The sequence below is a fragment of the Streptomyces sp. NPDC059002 genome (assembly GCF_042740435.1).
GTDB lineage: Bacteria > Actinomycetota > Actinomycetes > Streptomycetales > Streptomycetaceae > Streptomyces.
This window is the reverse complement of record NZ_JBHYJI010000051.1, coordinates 43153-61206: the sequence shown is the minus strand read 5'-3', so window position 1 is coordinate 61206 and position 18054 is coordinate 43153. Positions and strand designations below refer to the sequence as shown.

The 18054-nt window shown below is 70.7% G+C and carries 15 protein-coding genes; 8 read left to right on the top strand and 7 right to left on the bottom strand.

The features are described from left to right. The first annotated feature begins 5 nt into the window (after positions 1 to 5). The gene (locus ACFWZ2_RS33315; protein ID WP_384552082.1) at positions 6 to 935 is read left to right on the top strand and encodes an aminoglycoside phosphotransferase family protein; all 930 of its coding nucleotides are present in this window, start codon (positions 6 to 8) and stop codon (positions 933 to 935) included. 67 nt (positions 936 to 1002) lie between these two features. Here the strand turns inward: ACFWZ2_RS33315 and ACFWZ2_RS33310 are convergent, their stop codons facing one another. From ACFWZ2_RS33310 to ACFWZ2_RS33280, 7 genes are all read right to left on the bottom strand, one after another. Further along, the gene (locus ACFWZ2_RS33310) at positions 1003 to 2937 is read right to left on the bottom strand and encodes an ABC transporter ATP-binding protein (RefSeq protein ID WP_384552080.1); all 1935 of its coding nucleotides are present in this window, start codon (positions 2935 to 2937) and stop codon (positions 1003 to 1005) included. Next, the gene (locus ACFWZ2_RS33305) at positions 2934 to 4859 is read right to left on the bottom strand and encodes an ABC transporter ATP-binding protein (protein WP_384552078.1); all 1926 of its coding nucleotides are present in this window, start codon (positions 4857 to 4859) and stop codon (positions 2934 to 2936) included. The genes ACFWZ2_RS33310 and ACFWZ2_RS33305 overlap by 4 nt, the downstream gene beginning before the upstream one ends. Next, positions 4856 to 5728, bottom strand: coding sequence for an FAD binding domain-containing protein (locus ACFWZ2_RS33300; RefSeq protein ID WP_384552076.1), 873 nt, complete (start codon positions 5726 to 5728; stop codon positions 4856 to 4858). Before ACFWZ2_RS33300 ends, ACFWZ2_RS33305 begins: the two co-directional genes overlap by 4 nt. Then, positions 5725 to 6225, bottom strand: a complete 501-nt coding sequence (locus ACFWZ2_RS33295) for a (2Fe-2S)-binding protein (RefSeq protein ID WP_384552074.1) — start codon at positions 6223 to 6225, stop codon at positions 5725 to 5727. The genes ACFWZ2_RS33300 and ACFWZ2_RS33295 overlap by 4 nt, the downstream gene beginning before the upstream one ends. Before the next feature lie 62 nt (positions 6226 to 6287). Then, on the bottom strand, positions 6288 to 6950 hold the full coding sequence (locus tag ACFWZ2_RS33290) for an FkbM family methyltransferase (protein WP_384552072.1): 663 nt from the start codon (positions 6948 to 6950) through the stop codon (positions 6288 to 6290). A 99-nt stretch (positions 6951 to 7049) separates the two neighbouring features. Next, positions 7050 to 9344, bottom strand: a complete 2295-nt coding sequence (locus ACFWZ2_RS33285; protein WP_384552070.1) for a xanthine dehydrogenase family protein molybdopterin-binding subunit — start codon at positions 9342 to 9344, stop codon at positions 7050 to 7052. A gap of 30 nt (positions 9345 to 9374) precedes the next feature. Beyond that, positions 9375 to 9638 (bottom strand): hypothetical protein, encoded by a 264-nt coding sequence (locus ACFWZ2_RS33280; RefSeq protein WP_384552068.1) that lies wholly within the window; start codon positions 9636 to 9638, stop codon positions 9375 to 9377. 402 nt (positions 9639 to 10040) lie between these two features. Between ACFWZ2_RS33280 and ACFWZ2_RS33275 the strand changes: the two genes are divergently transcribed. From ACFWZ2_RS33275 to ACFWZ2_RS33245, 7 genes are read left to right on the top strand one after another with little or no spacing between them, the layout of a single operon-like run. Further along, positions 10041 to 11279 carry a hypothetical protein gene (locus ACFWZ2_RS33275; protein ID WP_384552066.1) on the top strand — a complete coding sequence of 413 codons (1239 nt, stop codon included), beginning with the start codon at positions 10041 to 10043 and terminating at the stop codon, positions 11277 to 11279. 21 nt (positions 11280 to 11300) lie between these two features. After that, entirely contained in the window at positions 11301 to 12455 is a 1155-nt protein-coding gene (locus ACFWZ2_RS33270; protein ID WP_384552064.1) for a hypothetical protein, read from the top strand. Between the two features lie 42 nt (positions 12456 to 12497). Continuing rightward, the gene (locus ACFWZ2_RS33265; RefSeq protein ID WP_384552062.1) at positions 12498 to 13646 is read left to right on the top strand and encodes a hypothetical protein; all 1149 of its coding nucleotides are present in this window, start codon (positions 12498 to 12500) and stop codon (positions 13644 to 13646) included. Next, positions 13643 to 14584 (top strand): NAD-dependent epimerase/dehydratase family protein, encoded by a 942-nt coding sequence (locus ACFWZ2_RS33260; protein ID WP_384552060.1) that lies wholly within the window; start codon positions 13643 to 13645, stop codon positions 14582 to 14584. The genes ACFWZ2_RS33265 and ACFWZ2_RS33260 overlap by 4 nt, the downstream gene beginning before the upstream one ends. A gap of 45 nt (positions 14585 to 14629) precedes the next feature. Beyond that, positions 14630 to 16015: an NDP-hexose 2,3-dehydratase family protein gene (locus tag ACFWZ2_RS33255; protein ID WP_384552058.1), complete on the top strand. Its 1386-nt coding sequence runs from the start codon at positions 14630 to 14632 to the stop codon at positions 16013 to 16015. A gap of 30 nt (positions 16016 to 16045) precedes the next feature. Beyond that, positions 16046 to 17020 carry a clavaminate synthase Cs1 gene (gene cs1, locus ACFWZ2_RS33250; protein WP_384552056.1) on the top strand — a complete coding sequence of 325 codons (975 nt, stop codon included), beginning with the start codon at positions 16046 to 16048 and terminating at the stop codon, positions 17018 to 17020. 23 nt (positions 17021 to 17043) lie between these two features. Then, entirely contained in the window at positions 17044 to 17994 is a 951-nt protein-coding gene (locus tag ACFWZ2_RS33245) for a Gfo/Idh/MocA family protein (RefSeq protein WP_384552054.1), read from the top strand. Positions 17995 to 18054: the final 60 nt, after the last annotated feature.

Here is an 18054-nt window from a genome sequence, read left to right as displayed (position 1 = left end):
CCACTATGGTTGCTGCTGTGACGGAAACTGAAAACGACATCACCGCGGATCTGATCGCGGAGTTACTCCGCGAACAGCACCCCGACCTGGCCGACTTACCGCTGACGTTCGGTGCCCGCGGGTGGGACAACCAGCTGTGGCGGCTCGGTGAGGACCTTGCGGTCCGGCTGCCCTGGGCCACTCAGGAGGCGGACGATCTGCTCCTCAAGGAGCAGGCCGTGCTCCCGGCCATCGCGCCCCAACTCCCCTTGCCCGTACCTGTTCCACAGCGTCTGGGGCAGCCTTCCGAGCGGTTCCCGCGCCACTGGATCGTGACCACCTGGGTCCACGGCGAACCCGCCGACCGCACCCCCGCGACGCGCGGAGCCGAGGCGGCCGACACCTTGGCGGCCTTCCTGGCGGCCCTGCACCGGCCCGCGCCCGACGACGCGCCCGCCGGCCGGCACGGCCGGGGCGGTCCGCTGGCCGGTGCCGAGGAAGGCTTTGCGTATTTCCTCAAGGAGGCCATGAACCACGGGTTGATTCCCGACCCGGACGCCGTGCGCGAGATCTGGGACGACGCGCTGGCCGCGCCCGCCTGGACAGGTCCGTCGGTGTGGCTGCACGGAGACCTGCACGCGGCCAATGTCCTGACGAGGGACGGCACTTTCTGTGGCGTGATCGACTTCGGCGACATGTGCGCGGGGGACCCGGCCCTCGACCTGGCCGCCTGCTGGACGCTGCTGCCGGACGGGGCCGTCGACCGCTTCCACCAGAGCTACGCGCCGGACATCGACGCGGCCACGCTGCGCCGCGCCCGCGGCTGGGCGGTGGCCAAGGCGCTCGGCTGCCTGCTGGTGGGCGATGCCGGAGTCCACGGCCGCACGGGCGGCAAGGCCACGTGGGGACCGCCGGCGGAAGCAGCCCTGCGACGCCTCATCGCGACGCACCCCTAGGGGTACGGCGGGTCCGGGCCATCGCGCGCGGGGATGCTTCGGCGCGAGGATCCCGGACCCGCCCCCGTCAGGCCAGGCTGTCCCGCCACGCCTGATGCAGCTCGGCGAAGCGGCCACGCCCGGCCACGAGTTCGGCCGGGGTGCCGTCCTCCACGATCCGGCCGTCGGCCATCACGAGGACCCGGTCGGCGATCTCCACCGTGGACAGACGGTGCGCGATGACCACCGCCGTACGGCCGTGCAGCACGGTCCGCATGGCACGCTGCACGGCCCGCTCGCCGGGGATGTCGAGCGAACTCGTCGCCTCGTCCAGGATCAGCACGCCGGGGTCGGCCAGCAGGGCGCGCGCCAGGGTGACCAGCTGACGCTGGCCCGCCGAGATCCGCCCGCCCCGTTTGCGTACGTCGGTGTCGTACCCGGCAGGAAGCGCCGCGATGAAGTCATGGGCGCCGATCGCCTTCGCGGCATGCTCGATCTCCTCCCGGGTGGCCTCCGGGCGGCCGATCGCGATGTTCTCCGCGACCGTGCCGGAGAACAGGAACGCCTCCTGGGTGACCATGACCACGCCGCGGCGCAGCTCGGCGCCGGACAGCTCGCGCAGGTCGACGCCGTCGAGCAGGACCCGGCCGCCGGTGGGGTCGTAGAAGCGGGCAAGGAGTTTGGCGAGGGTGGACTTGCCCGCGCCGGTGGGGCCCACGACGGCCACCGTGCGGCCCGCCGCGAGCGTCAGGCTGAAGCGCGGCAGGACCTCGCCGCCGGTGCGGTAGGCGAAGTGCACGGAGTCCAGGACCACCTCCCGGCCGGGGCCCGCACCGCCTGGCGCGGGCAGTGTGACGGGCGCCTTTGCCTCGGGGACCCCCGGGCGCTGGGTGAGCAGCCCGGCGATCTTCTCCAGGGAGGCGGCCGCCGACTGGTAGGTGTTGAGCAGCAGCCCCAGCCGGTCGATGGGGTCGTAAAGGCGTCGCAGATACAGCGCCACCCCGACGAGCCCGCCCAGCGCCAGGGCGCCGGTGGCCACCCGGTAGGCGCTCCACACCATGAGCGCGGCCACCGCGGTGTTGGCGACAAGGCGGGAGGAGGCCACGTAGCGCGCCATCTCCAGGGTCGCGTCGCCGCTGACCCGTTCGTGCCGCTTGTTGAGCGCGGCGAACGCCTCGTCGTTGGCCGGTTCCCGGCGGAACGCCCGCACCGGCCGGATGCCGTTGAGGGTTTCGGCGAACTTCACGACGACGGCCGCGGTGGCCGTGGACTTCCTGCGGTAGGCGCGCATCGAACGCCGCTGGAGGGAGCGCACGAGGAGGGCGAGCGGTGGGGTGGCGACGAGCGCGGCGACCCCGAGGCCCCAGTCCAGGTACAGCAGCATCGCCGTGATGTAGACCGTGGACAGGCCGATCCCGATCAGCTCCTGCAGGCCGTTGCCGTTGTTGAGCAGCCCGCGCAGGTTCTCGACGTCGTTGGTGGCCCGGGAGAGCAGCCGGCCCGAGGTGTAGCGCTCGTGGAAGTCCAGGCTGAGGGCCTGCGAGTGCCGGAAGATGCGGCTGCGCAGCTCAAGGAGCACGTTCTGGCTGAGGCGCCCGGAGAGCTGGACGAAGCCGTACTGCAGAGCGCCCGCGGCCGCCGCGCACAGCAGATACGCCGTCGCCACGGCCAGCAGCGGCCCCGAGTCGTCGCGCCGGAGGGCGGGCACGGCGCGGTCGATGGCGACCGCGACGAGGAGCGGGCCCGTCTGCATGGCCGCCTGCTGCAAGAGGATCAGCAGGGCCGCCACCCACACCTGGCGGGAGTGCGGGCGCAGCAGCGAGCCCAGCAGGGAGCGGGAGGCGCCCTTGGGCGTGGGGAGCGCGTCCTGGTCGAAGGGATCGGGCTCGGGTGCGGAGTCCGCGGCGGTGCTGTCAGGGGAGGCGTCGGTGCTGGTTCCGGTGTCGGCGGGGCCGGTGTCCGTGTCACGCCTGTGCGGGCCGTCCTGTCCGTCCGCCTGCCCGGTGGTCGCGCTCGTGGTCATCGGACGCCGTCCCCCTCCTCACCTCGTGTGCCGGTACGGGCCCCGGGACCGGCCGGCGCGGTGCGGGCAGCCGCGGGCTCCGCGGGGCCGCCCGCCATCAGGGCCGCGTACTCGGCGTTGTCCCGCAGCAGTTCGTGATGGGTGCCGACCGCGGTGATCCGGCCCCCGGACAGCAGCGCCACCCGGTCGGCGAGCAGGACCGTGGACGGGCGGTGCGCCACGACCAGGGCGGTGGTGTCCGCAAGGACGCGCCGCAGCGCCTCCTCGACCATCGCCTCGGTCCGGATGTCCAGGGCGGAGAGGGGATCGTCCAGGATCAGATAGCGCGGCCGTGCGGCGACCGCGCGGGCCAGCGCGAGCCGCTGCCGCTGCCCGCCCGACAGGCTCAGCCCCTGCTCGCCGACCTCGGTCCGCGGGCCGTGCGGGAGCGCGGACACGAACTCATGGGCCTGGGCGACCTCCAGGGCCCGCAGCAGATCCGTGTCCGTGAGCCCGTCCCCGCCCATCAGGACGTTCTCGGCCACGGTCGTGGAGAACAGCGTCGCTTCCTCGAAGGCGACGCCGACCAGCGTCCGCAGTTCCTCCCAGGTCAGCGATGCGGTGTCCTGGCCGTCGAGCAGGATCCGGCCGCCGGTGGGCTCGTACAGGCGGGGGACCAGCGCGGTGAGGGTCGTCTTGCCGCTGCCCGTGGCGCCGACCAGGGCCATGGTTTCACCGGGCCTGATCCGCAGATCGATGCCGCGCAGGGTGGCCGGGGCGTCCTGTGGCGCGTCCGGGTAGCGGAACTCCAGGCCGTCGAAGACCAGTTCACCGGACCCGGTTCCGCCGCGCGCGCCGAACGTCTTCACCACGTCCGCCGCGTCGCGCGCCACTCCTTGCGTTGCCGCTCCCGCTTCCGCCTCTTCCCGTTCCGTACGCCGGTCCATCACCTCGAAGTAGCGCTCGGTGGCCGCGGCCGCTTCGTTGCTCATCGCCAGCAGGGAACCGATCGACTCCGTCGGCCAGCGCAGCGCGAGCACCGTGGACAGGAACGCGACCATCGTGCCCGCCGAGAGCGCGCCGTCGGCCACCTGCATCGTGCCGAGCACCAGCGCCACTCCGACGGCGAGTTCCGGGAGCACGGAGCTGACCACCCAGATCGCGGCCATCAGCCGCGTCTTGCGCAGCTCGCTCGACCGCACCCGCCGGGCCAGCGCGGTGAAGGAGCGGGCCTGGCTGCGGTGGCGGCCGAAGCCCTTGATGATCCGGATGCCGAGGACCGACTCCTCCACCAGCGTGGTCAGATCGCCCAGTTGGTCCTGGGCCTGGCGCGAGGCGACCCGATAGCGCGCCTCGAAGACCGAGCACAGCACGAGCAGCGGCGGCACCGGAGTCAGCAGGACAAGGCCCAGGGTCCAGCTCTGCCCGAGCAGGATCACATAGCCGATGAGGATGGTCAGGCCGTTGACCACCAGGAACGTCAGCGGGAACGTCAGGAACATCCGGATCAGATTGAGGTCCGTCGTGCCCCGGGAGAGCAGCTGGCCCGAGGACCAGGAGTCGTGGAAGGACATCGGAAGCCGCTGTACGCGCCGGTACAGTGCGTCGCGCATCGACGCCTCGACCGCGGCCAGCGGGCGCGCCACCAGCCAGCGCCGCAGCCCCGACAGTCCGGCCTCGGCGACCCCGAGCAGCAGCAGATAGGCGCCGCCCAGCCAGATGCCGGCCGAATCCCCCTCGGCGACGGGGCCGTCCACCATCCACTTGAGCACCAGGGGAATGACAAGGCCGGTGCAGGCGGCGAGCACGGCGACGAGCACCGTGGTCAACAGCCGCGCACGCACCGGCCGGACGAACGGCCACAGGCGTAACAGGGTCCGTACGGCGGATCGTTGGGACGAGGAACTCTCGGGAGGCGCCGCGGCCTCGGCCGTACCGGTCATGAGGGGCGCTCCGTCCCGGCCGCGGCGAGGACGGCGCGGCACGTCAACACCCGTGCCAGATGGGCCCGGTACTCGGGCGGCGGGCCCCCGTCCGACGCCGTCGGCGAGATGTCCTCGGTCACGGCTTCGACGGTCCGCGCGACGGCCTCGGGGGTGGCGTCCGCACCGGCCAGGGCCGCCTCGGCCGTGGCTGCCCGCAGCGGGGTTTCCCCCATGTTGGCCAGCGCGACACGCGCCTCGGCGATACGGCCGCCCTCGCGGCGCACCGCCACGGCGACGCCGACCAGCGTGGGGGACTGCGCGGAGAGGTGGAACTTCTCGTAGTGGAAGCCCCAGCCCCGCGCCGACTTGGGCACCCGGATCTCGACGAGCAGTTCGTCGGGTCCGAGCGCGTTGGTCAGGCGGTCGACGAAGAATTCGGCGGCCGGGATGACGCGCCGCCCGCGCGGGCCCTGCGCCACCAGCTCGCCGTTCAGCGCGAGGACCGCCGGCGGCAGGTCCCCGGCCGGGTCGGCGTGGGCGAGGGAGCCGCCGAGGGTGCCGCGGTGACGTACGGCCGGGTCGCCGACCGTCTTCGTCGCGGCGGCCAGCAGCGGGGCATGACGGTGGATCAATTCATCGTGGATGACGTCGTGTTGGGTGGTCATAGCGCCGATGACGAGCGAGCCTTTCTCCTCCTGGACGCCGCGGAGCCGCGGCACCCGGTTGACGTCGACCACCAACTTCGGGGAGGCGCGCCGCAGTCGCAGCATCGGCAGCAGGCTCTGGCCACCGGCCAGCACCTTCGCCTCCTCGCCCCTCTCGGTCAGGATGCGGATGGCCTCCCCAACGGTATCCGGGCGCGCGTAGTCGAATGCCGCGGGGATCACGCCGCCCCACCGCTCGCGGCCGGTTCCGCCCCCGCGTCCTGCCGGGCCGCCGCGGCGAGCACGGCCTTGACGATGTTCTGGTAGCCGGTGCAACGGCAGAGGTTGCCCTTCAGCGCGCGCCGGATCTCCGCCGGACCGGGGTCGGGATTCCGGCGCAGCAGATCGCGGGCCGCCATGATCATTCCAGGGGTGCAGAAGCCGCACTGCAGGGCGTGATCCTCGTGGAACGACCGCTGCAGCGGATGCCACTCGCCGTCCTGCGCGAGCCCTTCGACGGTGGTCACCTCGCCGTCGTCCGCCTGGACCGCGAGGACCGAGCAGCTCTTGACGCTCACCCCGTCCAGATCGACGGTGCACGCCCCGCAGTTCCCGGTGTCACAGCCGATCGTGGTGGCGGTCAGGCCCAGTCTCTCCCGCAGATAGTGGACGAGGAGGAGTCGGGGTTCCACCTCGTCCTCGTACGTCGTGCCGTCCACGCGCACCGAGATGCGGTTCATGTGATCTCCCTCGATGCGCCCGGCGGGCGACGTGCGCCCGGCTGAAGCGGAACAACTGCCCGTCAATGCTCGGAGCCGGCGCTCGGGGCCCTGAAGATGCCGTCGATCATCAGCATCTGACCGGTCGTGTCGTCGCCGCTGTGGTTCTGTTCCAGGGCGACCACGGAGAATCCCCGAGCGTCCAGGAAGCTGAGCACGTCACCGAACGGCGGTGCCTCGTGGTGCATGTCGACCAACGACAGTTCGAGTTCGAGCAGCGTGATGCGGTCGAGGATCGGACCCGCACCCTCCAGGACGGACAGTTCGGCGCCCTCCACGTCCAGCTTCAGATACACCCGGCGCCCGTCGCAGCCCAGCTCATGCCAGAGTGAGCGGAGCGAGCGCATCGGGACCAACTCCGTACCGGCCGCTACGTCGTTGGGCCATACGCGGGAGTGCAGATCGGTCCGCCGGAAGATCGACGAGCCGAGCGACGTACGCGTCAGGTGCAGCCGGACCTCGCCGTCCTCCGGCCCGAGCGCCACGTTGTGGCAGTGCCAGTCGTCATCCTGCAGGGCGGCATCGGACAGCACACCGAACGTCTCGGACGCGGGCTCGAACGAGATGATCTGCCCCTGAAAACCGCACTGGCGCATCCACTTCGCGTACTGACCGCCGTTCGCGCCGCCGTCGATCACCACATCGATGTCCTGCAGAAGAATGCGTCGCCTTTCCTGAGAGGTCATCAAGTTCTCGGTGTGCGGCGGGAGATCCCGGACACCGTGTGGTGCTGGACGAATCACGACAGCCTCGCTCTCGGCATGCGGATGGGTGGGTCGGTACGTTCAACGCCGGGACCGGCGTGCGGCGCCCGCGTCCCTGATCGCCGCCCAGACGCGGCCCGGCGTCAACGGCAGGTCGATGTGCCGGACCCCGAGGTGGGCGAGCGCGTCGACGACCGCGTTCTGCACCGCGGGAGTGGCACCGATCGTCCCCGATTCGCCGACTCCCTTGACGCCGAGGGGATTCACGTCCGTGGGGGTCTCGCCGGACTCCAGCTCGAAGTCCGGCAGATCGGCGGCGGCGACGGTCCCGTACTGCGCGAGGGTCGCGTTGAGCGGGCTGCCGTCCTCGGCGAGGCGCACCTCCTCGTACAACGCCTGGGCGATGCCTTGCGCGATGCCGCCGTGGCGCTGGCCCTCCGCGAGGACCGGGGTGAGGATCGGGCCCGCGTCGTCGAGGGTGATGTGGCGGAGCGGTGTGGTCAGCCCCGTCCCGGTGTCGACCTCGACGACCGAGAGGTGCGCACCGAACGGGAACGTCGGCTGATCCGAGGCGAATTCGACGTCGGCGCTGAGGTCCGTCTCGGCGTGCTTGACGAGTTGGGCCCAGGTCAGGGACCGGTCGGGGCTGTCCGCCGGGTGCCAGGTGCCGGAGCCGGGGTTGAGGACGACGTCGGGCTCACGGACGCCGAGGAGGTCGGCGGCGTGCCGCCGGGCCTGGTTCCTGACGTCGGCGGCGGCCTTGAGGACCGCGGAACCGCCGAGCTGCAGGGACCGGCTCGAATAGGTGCCGACGCCCTTCGGGATGAGGTCGGTGTCCCCGTGCACGACGGTGATCAGGTCCATCGGGATGCCGAGTTCGGCCTCGACCAGCACGGACCAGGCGGTGTGATGGCCCTGCCCCTGCGCCGAGCTGCCCGTCAGGACAGTCGCCTGTCCCTTGCCGTCCACGATCACCTTGGCGGTCTCACCCCCGCCACCGGTCATCTCCACGTAGACGCAGATGCCGATGCCGAGCAGACGCACGCACCCGTTGGCCCTGCGGGCGGCCTGCTCGGCCCTGAGCCGGGGGTAGTCGGCGGCCTTGAGGACCTTGTCGAGGGCCGCCTCGTACGCACCGGAGTCGTAGCGGACCCCCGTTCGGGTGCGGAAGGGGAACGCGTCCGCGGCGATGACGTTGCGGCGGCGGACCTCGGCCGGGTCCATGCCGATCTCGGCGGCGAACAGGTCCACCGCCCGCTCGATGGCGGCCGTGGCCTCCGGGCGGCCCGCGCCGCGGTACTTGTTGACGGGGGTCGCGTTCGTGAGGACGACGCGGAAACCGGTCTGCACGTGCGGGATGTCGTATACGCCCGGGGCCATCGTGCAGGTCACGGGGGCGAGGGTGCCGGTGCGCGGATAGGCGCCCGCGTCCTGGACGACATCGAGGCGGTACGCCGTGATCGTGCCGTCACGGCGACCGCCGAGCTTGACGCGGTTGAGCTGGGCACGGCCCTGCGTCATGGCGACGAGGTTCTCGGCACGGCTCTCCGCCCAGCGCACCGCGGATCTGGACTTCCAGGCGGCCCAGGCGACGACGATCGAGTCCCGGTCGATGCCGATCTTCGCGCCGAACCCGCCGCCGACATCGGGGACGACCACGCGGATCGCATCGGGGGAGATGCCCAGGGACGCGGCGAGGGTGCCGCGGCAGCGCTGGGCGTTCTGGCTGCTGTGCCAGACCGTGAGCCGTGTGCCGTCGAAGGCCGCCGCGGTGGCACGGCACTCCATCGGGACGCAGGCCACGCGCTGGTTCACGATCTCTCGCTCGACGACGACGTCCGCGTCGGCGAACACGGCGTCGTCGTAGGTGTCGCGGTTCCGGTGGTCGGCGACGTTGGTCCCGGCCTCCTCGAACAGGAGGGTGTCGTCGAGCATCGCCTGGGCGGGACCCACGACCGCGGGGAGCTGCTCGTACGCCACGTCGACGAGGTCCGCGGCGTCCTGTCCTTCGTACAGCCCGTCGGTGAGCACGACCGCGACCGGCTCGCCCACGAACCTGACCTTCTCCCCGGCGAGCAGGGGCTCGGCGAAGAATCCGCCGCCGTTCTCCGGCTGCTGGAAGGGCTGCGGTGGAGGGATGTCGGTCAGGTCCGCCGCCGTGTAGACGGCCACCACGCCGGGGTGGGCCGCCGCCCGGGACGTGTCGATGCCGGTGATGACCGCATGCGCGACAGGGGAACGCACAAAGGTCACGTACGCCGCCCCCACGAGCTCGGGGACCCGCAGGTCGTCGACGTAGACGCCGCCCGAGGTGAGCAGCCGCCGGTCCTCCACCCGGTTCACCCGGGTACCGAAGACGCTCGCGCCACCGGCCATGCCCACCACCCTTCTCGGCGCCCGCGGCTCTCAGTCGGGACGTGCCGCGTTCTTGTCGACCTTCTCCTTGACCTCGTGCTGCAGATCGAGGCCGGTCATCTCGGCGATGCTCGACACGTAGAGCACGATGTCGGCCAGCTCTTCCCCAAGAATCTCCTTTCCCCTCCGCCAGGCGGTGAAGGAGGCGGCCGCCTTTTCCTGGAGCATGCAGAACTCCAGCGGCAGGTCGGTGGTGTTGTAGCCCTTCAGCACCTTGTTGTCCCAGGCGATTCGCTGCAGGGAACCTATGTCCATGTATTTCTCCCAGAGGACGGGCGCGCTCTGCTCATCGGAATGCGAAGCAATAGTCCCTTCGATCCTTCGCCGTGCCTATTGGCCCTTCGGCCACGGGACATCGGCCAGGCCCGGTCCCGCGGGCGTGGGAGCGGTGGCCAGACCCCGTCGACCGGGCGTGCCGGGCCGATCCGCCAATGACGAAGAGTCGGTAGACGCATGGTCGCGGGCCCCCGCACACTAAAGATTCCACGAAACACAGACGTACGTTATTGCTCCGCACTCCTGGGATTCCACCAATGAATGCGACGCGCAGAGTCAGACGTTTGCGAGTGGCCCAGGAAAGGTCGGTGTCCAGGCAGCCGGCCATGAGACCCACGGAACTTCGAAAACCCACACAGGCAGACTTTCGGGATCCAGGGGATGACTGACATCAGAGAGCTCCGCAAGGTCGTAGATCGATTCCGTTCCCAGGAGAGGAAGGCGGACGCCGCCGTCAATCTCGTGCCGAGCGAGAACAAGCTGTCGCCGCTGGCCCAACTGCCGCTCAGCACCGACTACTACAACCGGTACTTCTTCAACGACGCGCTCGACCCTGGCTTCTGGCAGTTCCGCGGCGGCCAGGAAGTGGCCGAGATCGAGACGGATCTCGCCCGCGGCCAGCTGCGCGAGCTCGCCCGCGCCCCGCACGTCAACGAACGGCCCATATCCGGGCTTTCGGCCATGATGATGGCGATGGCGGGGCTCGGCGGAGAACCGGGCGGGACGGTCGTCTCCATCGACGCCGCGTCCGGCGGGCACTACGCCACCGCCGACCTGGCGCGCCGGCTCGGCTTCGCGTCGGCCACCGTTCCCGTCGCCCGCGGCCGGGTCGACGAGGAACGGCTCGGACAGGTCCTGCGCGAGCGCGCACCCGAACTGGTCTATCTGGACCTGCAGAACAGCCGCCACGAGCTGGAGGTGTCGCGTGTCGCGGACCTCATCAAGACGTACTCCCCGCGCACGCTCCTGCACGTCGACTGCAGCCACACGATGGGACTGATCCTCGGGTCCGCCCTGGGCAACCCGCTCGACGCCGGTGCCGACACGATGGGTGGCTCCACGCACAAGAGCTTCCCCGGGCCGCACAAGGGAGTCCTGTTCACCCGCAACCCCGAACTGCACCAGCGGCTGAAGGACGCGCAGTTCACGATGCTCAGCAGCCATCACTTCGCCGAGACGCTCGCGCTGGGGCTCGCCGCCGCGGAGTTCCGCCACTTCGGCCAGGCCTACGCGGAACAGGTGATCGGCAACGCGCGCCTGTTCAGCAAGCTCCTCGCGGCGGACGGGTTCGACGTCGCCGCGGACGAGAACGGCCACGCGACGAGCACCCACCAGGTCTGGGTGAAGATCGGGGACGCGGAGCGGACCGACCGCTTCTCGGAGTCCCTGTACGACCACGGGATCCGGGTCAACGTCCAGGTGGACCTGCCCGGCCTGCCGGGCCCGGTGCTCCGCCTGGGGGTCAACGAACTCACCTTCATCGGGGGACGCGAGGCCGCCGTGCACGCGCTGGCCGAGGAGTTCGGCAACGCGCGGGCCGGTGTCCGCCGGGACGGCGCGGGAAGCCGGCGCGTCCGCGAACAGTGCGGCCCACCCTTCTACTTCGCCGACATCTCCTGACTGGACGGTGCTCGCAGCGCAATGACCGACCAACCAATCGTCGTCGTCGACGCAGGTGCCTACTCCCTGTCCGAGACCTCCATCGCCGGCGCGGCCCAGCGCCTGGCGGAGATCGCCCAAGTCCTCAGCCGCCGGTACACGGTGCACGTGATCACCCGACCCGCCACCGACATCGTCGACCTCGGTGCGGCGCGGGTGGTGGCGCCGGGCGAGGACGCGGCGCGGGCCATCGCGGCGGCCGATGCCGTCATGTTCTTCGACACCCCGGACCGGCGCCGCATCGAACTCGCCGTCGCCCACCGCAAGTTGATCATCAGCGAATGCCGGGCGCCCATCGAGCACATGAGCTACCCGTCGGTGCTCGGCTGCGCCGACCCGACCGGCGAGCACCAGCGCTTCCTCGGCACCTACCGGCGCCTGCTGCAGGTCACGCACCACTTCCTCTGCCGCTCCCAGGTCGAGCGTGCGGCGCTCCTGTCGACGCTGTGCGCGTTCGGCAGGACCACGCCCGACGACATCGCGCGGTCCTGGACCCTCGACCACCTGATCACCACCGTGCCGGTCGGGTTCAGCAGGGCCGGGCTCGAGGAGGCCGACGCCACCGACCCGGTCCACCTGGCCGACTTCCTCTGGACCGGCGGCATCTGGGCCTTCTTCGAGCCGCTCATGCTGGTGGAGGCCATGGCGATCCTCCGCGACCGCGGCGTGGACGCCAGCGCCGCCTTCCTGCACGCGACGCCGACCGAGGACACCCGGTCCACCATCGCCGATGTCGGCAGGGCGATCGACGACCTCGGGCTCGGCGATCGCGTCCACCTGAACACGGAGCCCCTCGCCCTGTCCGAGCGCGTCAAGTACGTGAAGGCCGCCGAGGCCTATGTCTGCATCGCGCGACCGGGCGCCGAGAACGAGACCGGCACCCGGCTGCGGCTGCGCGACACCTGGCTGCACGGCATCCCCACGATCATCGACCCGCACGGGATCTCCGGCGATCTGGTCGCCCGCGAAAACCTGGGAGTCGTCCTGCACGAGCCCAGTGCCAAGAGCCTCGCCGACGCGCTGCAGCAGGTGAAGTCCGGCGAGGTCGGCAGACCCATGCGGCGCATGGAGCGGCTCTACGAGAACAGCACGGCCGCATTCCTGACCTGGCTGGACAAGGAATTGCGCGGTGAATGAGTTGGAATTCCACCCACATGTCGACAGGCGAACAGGGAGCACATGATGGAATATCAGGACCTCAATGTCGCGCCCATCGTCAGCGCACAGGCCAACTCGACCCCGCTGGGCGGCTGCACGCTCAGCGACGGCGTCATCGCGGCCATGGGGAACGCCGCACGGTCCCACGTCGACGTCGACCAGTTCTGGCGGGCCGCGGGCGGCTTCCTCGCCGATGTCACCGGCAGCGAGGACGCCTGTCCGGTCACCGGCGCGGCCGCAGGCATGGCGATCGCGGTGGCCGCCTGCGTCGCCGGGACGGACGCACTGCGCGTACAACGCCTGCCCGACCCCGGCGACCGACCCCACGAGATCGTCCTGCAGAAGGGCCACTCCATCAGCTACGGGGGCGCGCCCATCGCACAGATGATCGCGATGGGCGGCGGCCGCACCGTCGAGGTGGGCGCCGTGAACGAGACGCTGCGCAGCCACGTCGTCAGCGCCGTCACCGAGCGGACCGCGGCACTGGTGTACGTCACCTCCCGCACCCACGCGGTCCACCGCAAGGGAGTCCCGCTCGACGAACTGGTCGCCATCGGCCGTGAGCGCGGTGTCCCCGTGATCGTGGACGCCGCGGGCGAAGGGGATCTGCGGCGCTGGGTGGCGAGCGGGGCCGACCTGGTGATCTACAGCGGTCCCAAGATGCTGGGCGCGCCCACCTCCGGTTTCATCTGCGGGGGCAGGGACCTGGTCGCGGCATGCCGGGCGCAGTACTCCGGCATCGCCCGGCCCATGAAGGTCGGCAAGGAGAACCTGCTGGGCCTGCTCCAGGCCGTCCGCGAGTACACCGCCGTCACCGACGAAGAGCGTGCCGCGGAGCAGCGCGAGCGGATGACCAAGCTCGCGGCCCGCCTTGAGAAGCTCCCCGGCCTCTCCACCCAGGTCGCCCAGGACGACTCCGGGCGCGCGATCTACCGCGTCCTGCTGACGATCGACCCCGCATCGGCAGGGCGCAGCGCCGCCACCCTCGCCGAGGAGATGACGGCGGGCGTTCCGTCCATCCATCTCCGGGACTTCAAGCTGCACCTGGGCCAACTGGAGGTCGATCCGCGCGCGCTCAGCGCCGACGGAGAGGAAGCGGTGGTGCGTCGGCTGGCGGAACTCCTTGCGGACCGCGGTGACGCACGGACCGGCACGGAGGCCGCGCGATGAAACGGATCACGCTGATCGGCGCGGGCTTCCTGGGAAGCGCACTCGCCCTGGGCGCGGCGCACCGCGGCTGGAGCACCACCGTGATCAGTCGTTCCGACCCCTTCGCCACCCGGGACGCGGATCCCGGGCCGGGGGAGATCCGGCTGATCTCCGGCGAGGGCGCCGACTGTCTGCCCCAGACGCTGGACCAGGGCACGGACGCGATCGTCGTCGCCGCGGGCGGCCGGTTTCCCGTGCCGTCGGCGGCGGCGCCGGCGGCCGACGCCATCGGGACGCTCTCGCTGGTGATCCCGCTCTGTGAGGCCGTCCGCTCGCTCAGCCCCCGCACGAGGATCGTCTTCCTGTCGTCCGCCGGTGCCGTGTACGCGCCCGGCGACGAACTGAAGCGCGAATCGGATCCCGGGGAACCCACATCGCCGTACGGAATGTCGCGCCGCATGGGCGAGGAGTACATGGACTACTACAGAAGGGTCCATGGCCTGTCCACCCACTCTCTGCGCTGCGTGAATGTCTACGGCCGTCTGCTGCCGCAGTCGCGCGGGCAGGGTGTGGTGTCCTCGGCATTCTGGAGCGCCCTGACCGGGAATCCCTTCACGCTCCACGGCGATGGGCGACAGGCCAGGGACTTCCTCCACGTCGACGATTTTGTGACGGCGACGCTCGACCTGCTCGCGTCCGGCCGCGACCTCCCCGGAACGGTCAACGTCGGTACCGGCACAGGCAAATCCATCGCCGACGTCCTCGCCGCGGTCAGTGCCGCCACGGGGTCCCCGATCGTGACGACTCCCGGCCCCGACGCGCACACCGACACCGGAAAGCTGGCCGTCGATCTGTCGGTGCTCCGGAGCGTCATCGACTTCGAACCCCTCGGCCTCGATGCCGGCATCGAGCTCATGGCCCGGGAAGTCGCGGCCGCCGGTGCCCTCCAAACCCTGTGACATCGCGGCGCACCGCATCGACGTAGCGTGGAGGAGAGCTGCCTCATGTCAAGCAAGGTGAGTCGTTCCGGCGGATTCCTGGCCTCGTCCATGGTCTTGAGCACCGCGGAGACCCCGGACGCCGACGCCTTCCTGGAGAAGCGGTCGGCGTGCTCCAGCTACCGGGTCGAGCACGTTCCGCTGACCACGCTGCCCGACTGGCATATCGACGACCGTCTCCAGCACGCGTCCGGCCGGTTCTTCGCGGTGGAAGGACTGTCGGTCCGTACGGACTTCGGGCCGAACCCCCGGTGGAGCCAGCCGATCATCGTCCAGCCGGAGATCGGCATCCTCGGGATCCTCGTCAAGCGCATCAACGGAGTCCACCACTTCCTGATGCAGGCGAAGATGGAGCCGGGGAACAGCAGCCTGGTGCAGTACGCCGCGACCGTGCAGGCGACCCCCAGCAACTACCAACGCGTGCACGGCGGCCGGCCCACCCCGTACCTGGAGTACTTCCAGGAGCACGCCGGACGACGCATCCTCTTCGACCAGCTCCTCTCGGAGCACGCGTCCTGGTACCTGCACAAACGCAACCGCAACATGATCGTCGAGATCCCCGAGGACGAAGACGTCGCGGTGGCCGACGAGTTCGCTTGGCTGACGCTCGGCCAGCTGCGGAACCAGCTCGCACAGGGCAACCGCGTGAACATGAACGCGCGCACGGTCCTCTCCGGCATCTCGTACGCCGGAGAGGACGCCCCGGACTTCTCCGCCGACATCCGGGACCCGTTCCAACGCCAGACGGTCGAGTCCCACGACGCGGGCCGCTCGGACGCCGACGTGATGGCCGCGATGACCTGGCTCATCGACCAGAAGGCGAAGTTCAGCCTGGACGTCAGGCGGATCAGCCTGCGCGACATGGGCGAGTGGGTGTGCGACGAGGACAGCATCCGCCACCGCGACGGCCGCTACTTCCAGATCATCGGCCTCTCGGTCGCGGCGACGAGCCGGGAGGTCGACACGTGGTGGCAGCCCATGCTCGAGCCGACCCCCGGCAACGTCGTGGCCCTGATCTGCCAACGCCGTGCCGGAGTCCTGCACTTCCTCGTCCAGGCCATGGTCCAGCCCGGCCTCACGGACCGCCTGGAGCTCGCCGCGACGGTGCAGCTGACGCCGGGCAGCTACCGGGGCCCCGAGGAGGTCCCGCCGCTCGCGGAGTACCTCGACGCGCCCGAATCCTGGATCCGCCACCAGACCGTGCAGTCGGAGGACGGCGGGCGCTTCTCCCGCGCCGACACGACGCACGTCGTCGTCGAGGTCCCGGAAGGGCACACGGTCGACGCCCCGGAGAACTACCGGTGGATGACCCTGGGCCTGCTCAACCGCCTGATCCAGTCCGGCTATTACGTCAACGTCGAGGCGCGCAGCCTCCTCGCCTGCCTGCTCTGAATCGCACCACGCCGAAAGGAGATCCGCACCGTGTCTTCCTCGACCATCGACTGCGCCCCGTACCAGGAAGAACTGCTCGACCTCGCCTCGACCCTGCCGAAAGTGCCACGGGCCGACCTGTACGCGTTCTTCGAGGACTCGAAGCGGCTGGCGGAGCGTCTGCCGCGGGAACTGCGCGAGGGTCTCGACGAGTTCAACGCCCACGGCAACGCGGACGGCTATCTGCTGCTGCGAGGGCTGCCCGTCGAGCCGGACGACGAGCTGCCGCGCACCCCTGAGTCCAGCCCGCCGCCGGAGGACCGGCGACTGCTGAACATGGAGGCCATGCTCAGCATCGTCGGCGGCAGGCTGGGCCTCCTCACCGCCTACGACCAGGGCTACGGGAACCGCCGCTCCATCACGGTCCTCCACGAGCTGTACCCGGCACGCGAAGCGCACCGTCTGTCCGGGGGAACCTCCAAGACCCAGTTGGAGTTCCACACGGACCTCTCGCACCACGCCCGGCAGCCGAACTACATCATCCTGTCCTGCTCGCGCGGCGACCACGAGGGCAAGGCCGCGACCCTCGTCGGCTCGATCCGCAAGGCGCTCCCGCTGCTCAGCGACGACGTGCGCAAGCACCTGTTCGACCGTGTGTTCACGCGGGGCTTCGACGCCGCGGACCCCGAAGCCATCGCCCGCGTCAAGCCGTTGTACGGCGACAAGGACGACCCGTACGTCAGCTTCAACCGGTCGTTCCTCACCGCCGAGACCCCGGAGGACATCGCGGCCCTCGACGCGCTCTCGGCGGCCCTGACGGCGGCCACCGAGGCGGTGCTGCTGACCCGGGGCGACCTGCTGATCATCGACAACTTCCGGGTCGCCCACGGGCGGGCCCCGTTCACCGCGCGCTGGGACGGCAAGGACCGCTGGCTGCACCGCGCGTACGTCCGCACCGACCGGAACGGCCAGCTCACGGGCGGCGAACGTGCGGGCGACATCGTCTCCTTCACCCCGCGCCGCTGACTCCCTCCAACCCCTTCGAGGCCATGGAACTCCTGCTGATCGGCATGTCACGGTTCGCCGAGCGCCGCGTGCTGCCGGCCGCCGCGTCCATCCCCGAGATCGAGACGATTCACGTCGTCAGTGCGCACGCCGACGCCGAGGCGCTCGGGCGGGTGCCGAAGCTCGGCACGGTCCACACCGACTGGAAGGAGGCACTGACCGTCACCCGCCCCGGCCTGGTGTACGTCTCGCTGGTCAACAACGACCACGCCCAGGTGGTGCGTTGCGCACTCGACCACGGCCACCACGTGGTGGCCGACAAACCGGGCCTGCCGGACCCGCACACCGCCGAGGAGCTGGTGGCGCGGGCCCGGTCGGCATCGCTCGTCATCGCGGAGGCCACCTGCTACGCGTTCCACCCGCTGTTCGCGGCGATCGAGTCGGTCCTCGCGGACCTCGACGCGCAGGTCACCAAGGCGCTCGCGGTGTTCACTCCGCCGGTCCCGTCCGACGACTGGCGGTTCGACCGGGCCAAGGGCGGCGGGGCACTGCGGGACACCGGCCCCTACGCGGTGTCCCTCGGCCGGGTGCTGTGGGGCGTCGAACCCGAGCGGGTCGAGGCCGTCGTGGGCGATCGCACCGCCGACGGGCTCGACACGTCGTACAGCATGCTCGCGGGCTATCCCGGTGGCCGGACCGTCATCGGCCAGTTCGGCTTCACGACCGCCTACCAGAACATGGTCCGGCTGATGGGGAAGGGGTTCACGATCGAGGTCGAGCGGCCCTTCTCGGCCCTGCCGGGGATGACGGTCGACCTGCGGGTCCAGGACGGCGACCGGACGTACGTGCACAGCGTGGCGCCCGCCGACAGCATGCGGCTCTTCCTGTCCGAGGTCCTCGTGGCGGCGCAGAAGGGTTCGCAGGACCTCGCTGTCCCTCTGCTCAGCGATGCCCGGGTGCTCGCTCGTCTCACGCGAGCAGCAGCGGCCTCATAGCCGAGTTTCTCCCCCACGCGCCAGAAGTTCGGTCTGCCGTCAACGTGAAGGGAAGGACAT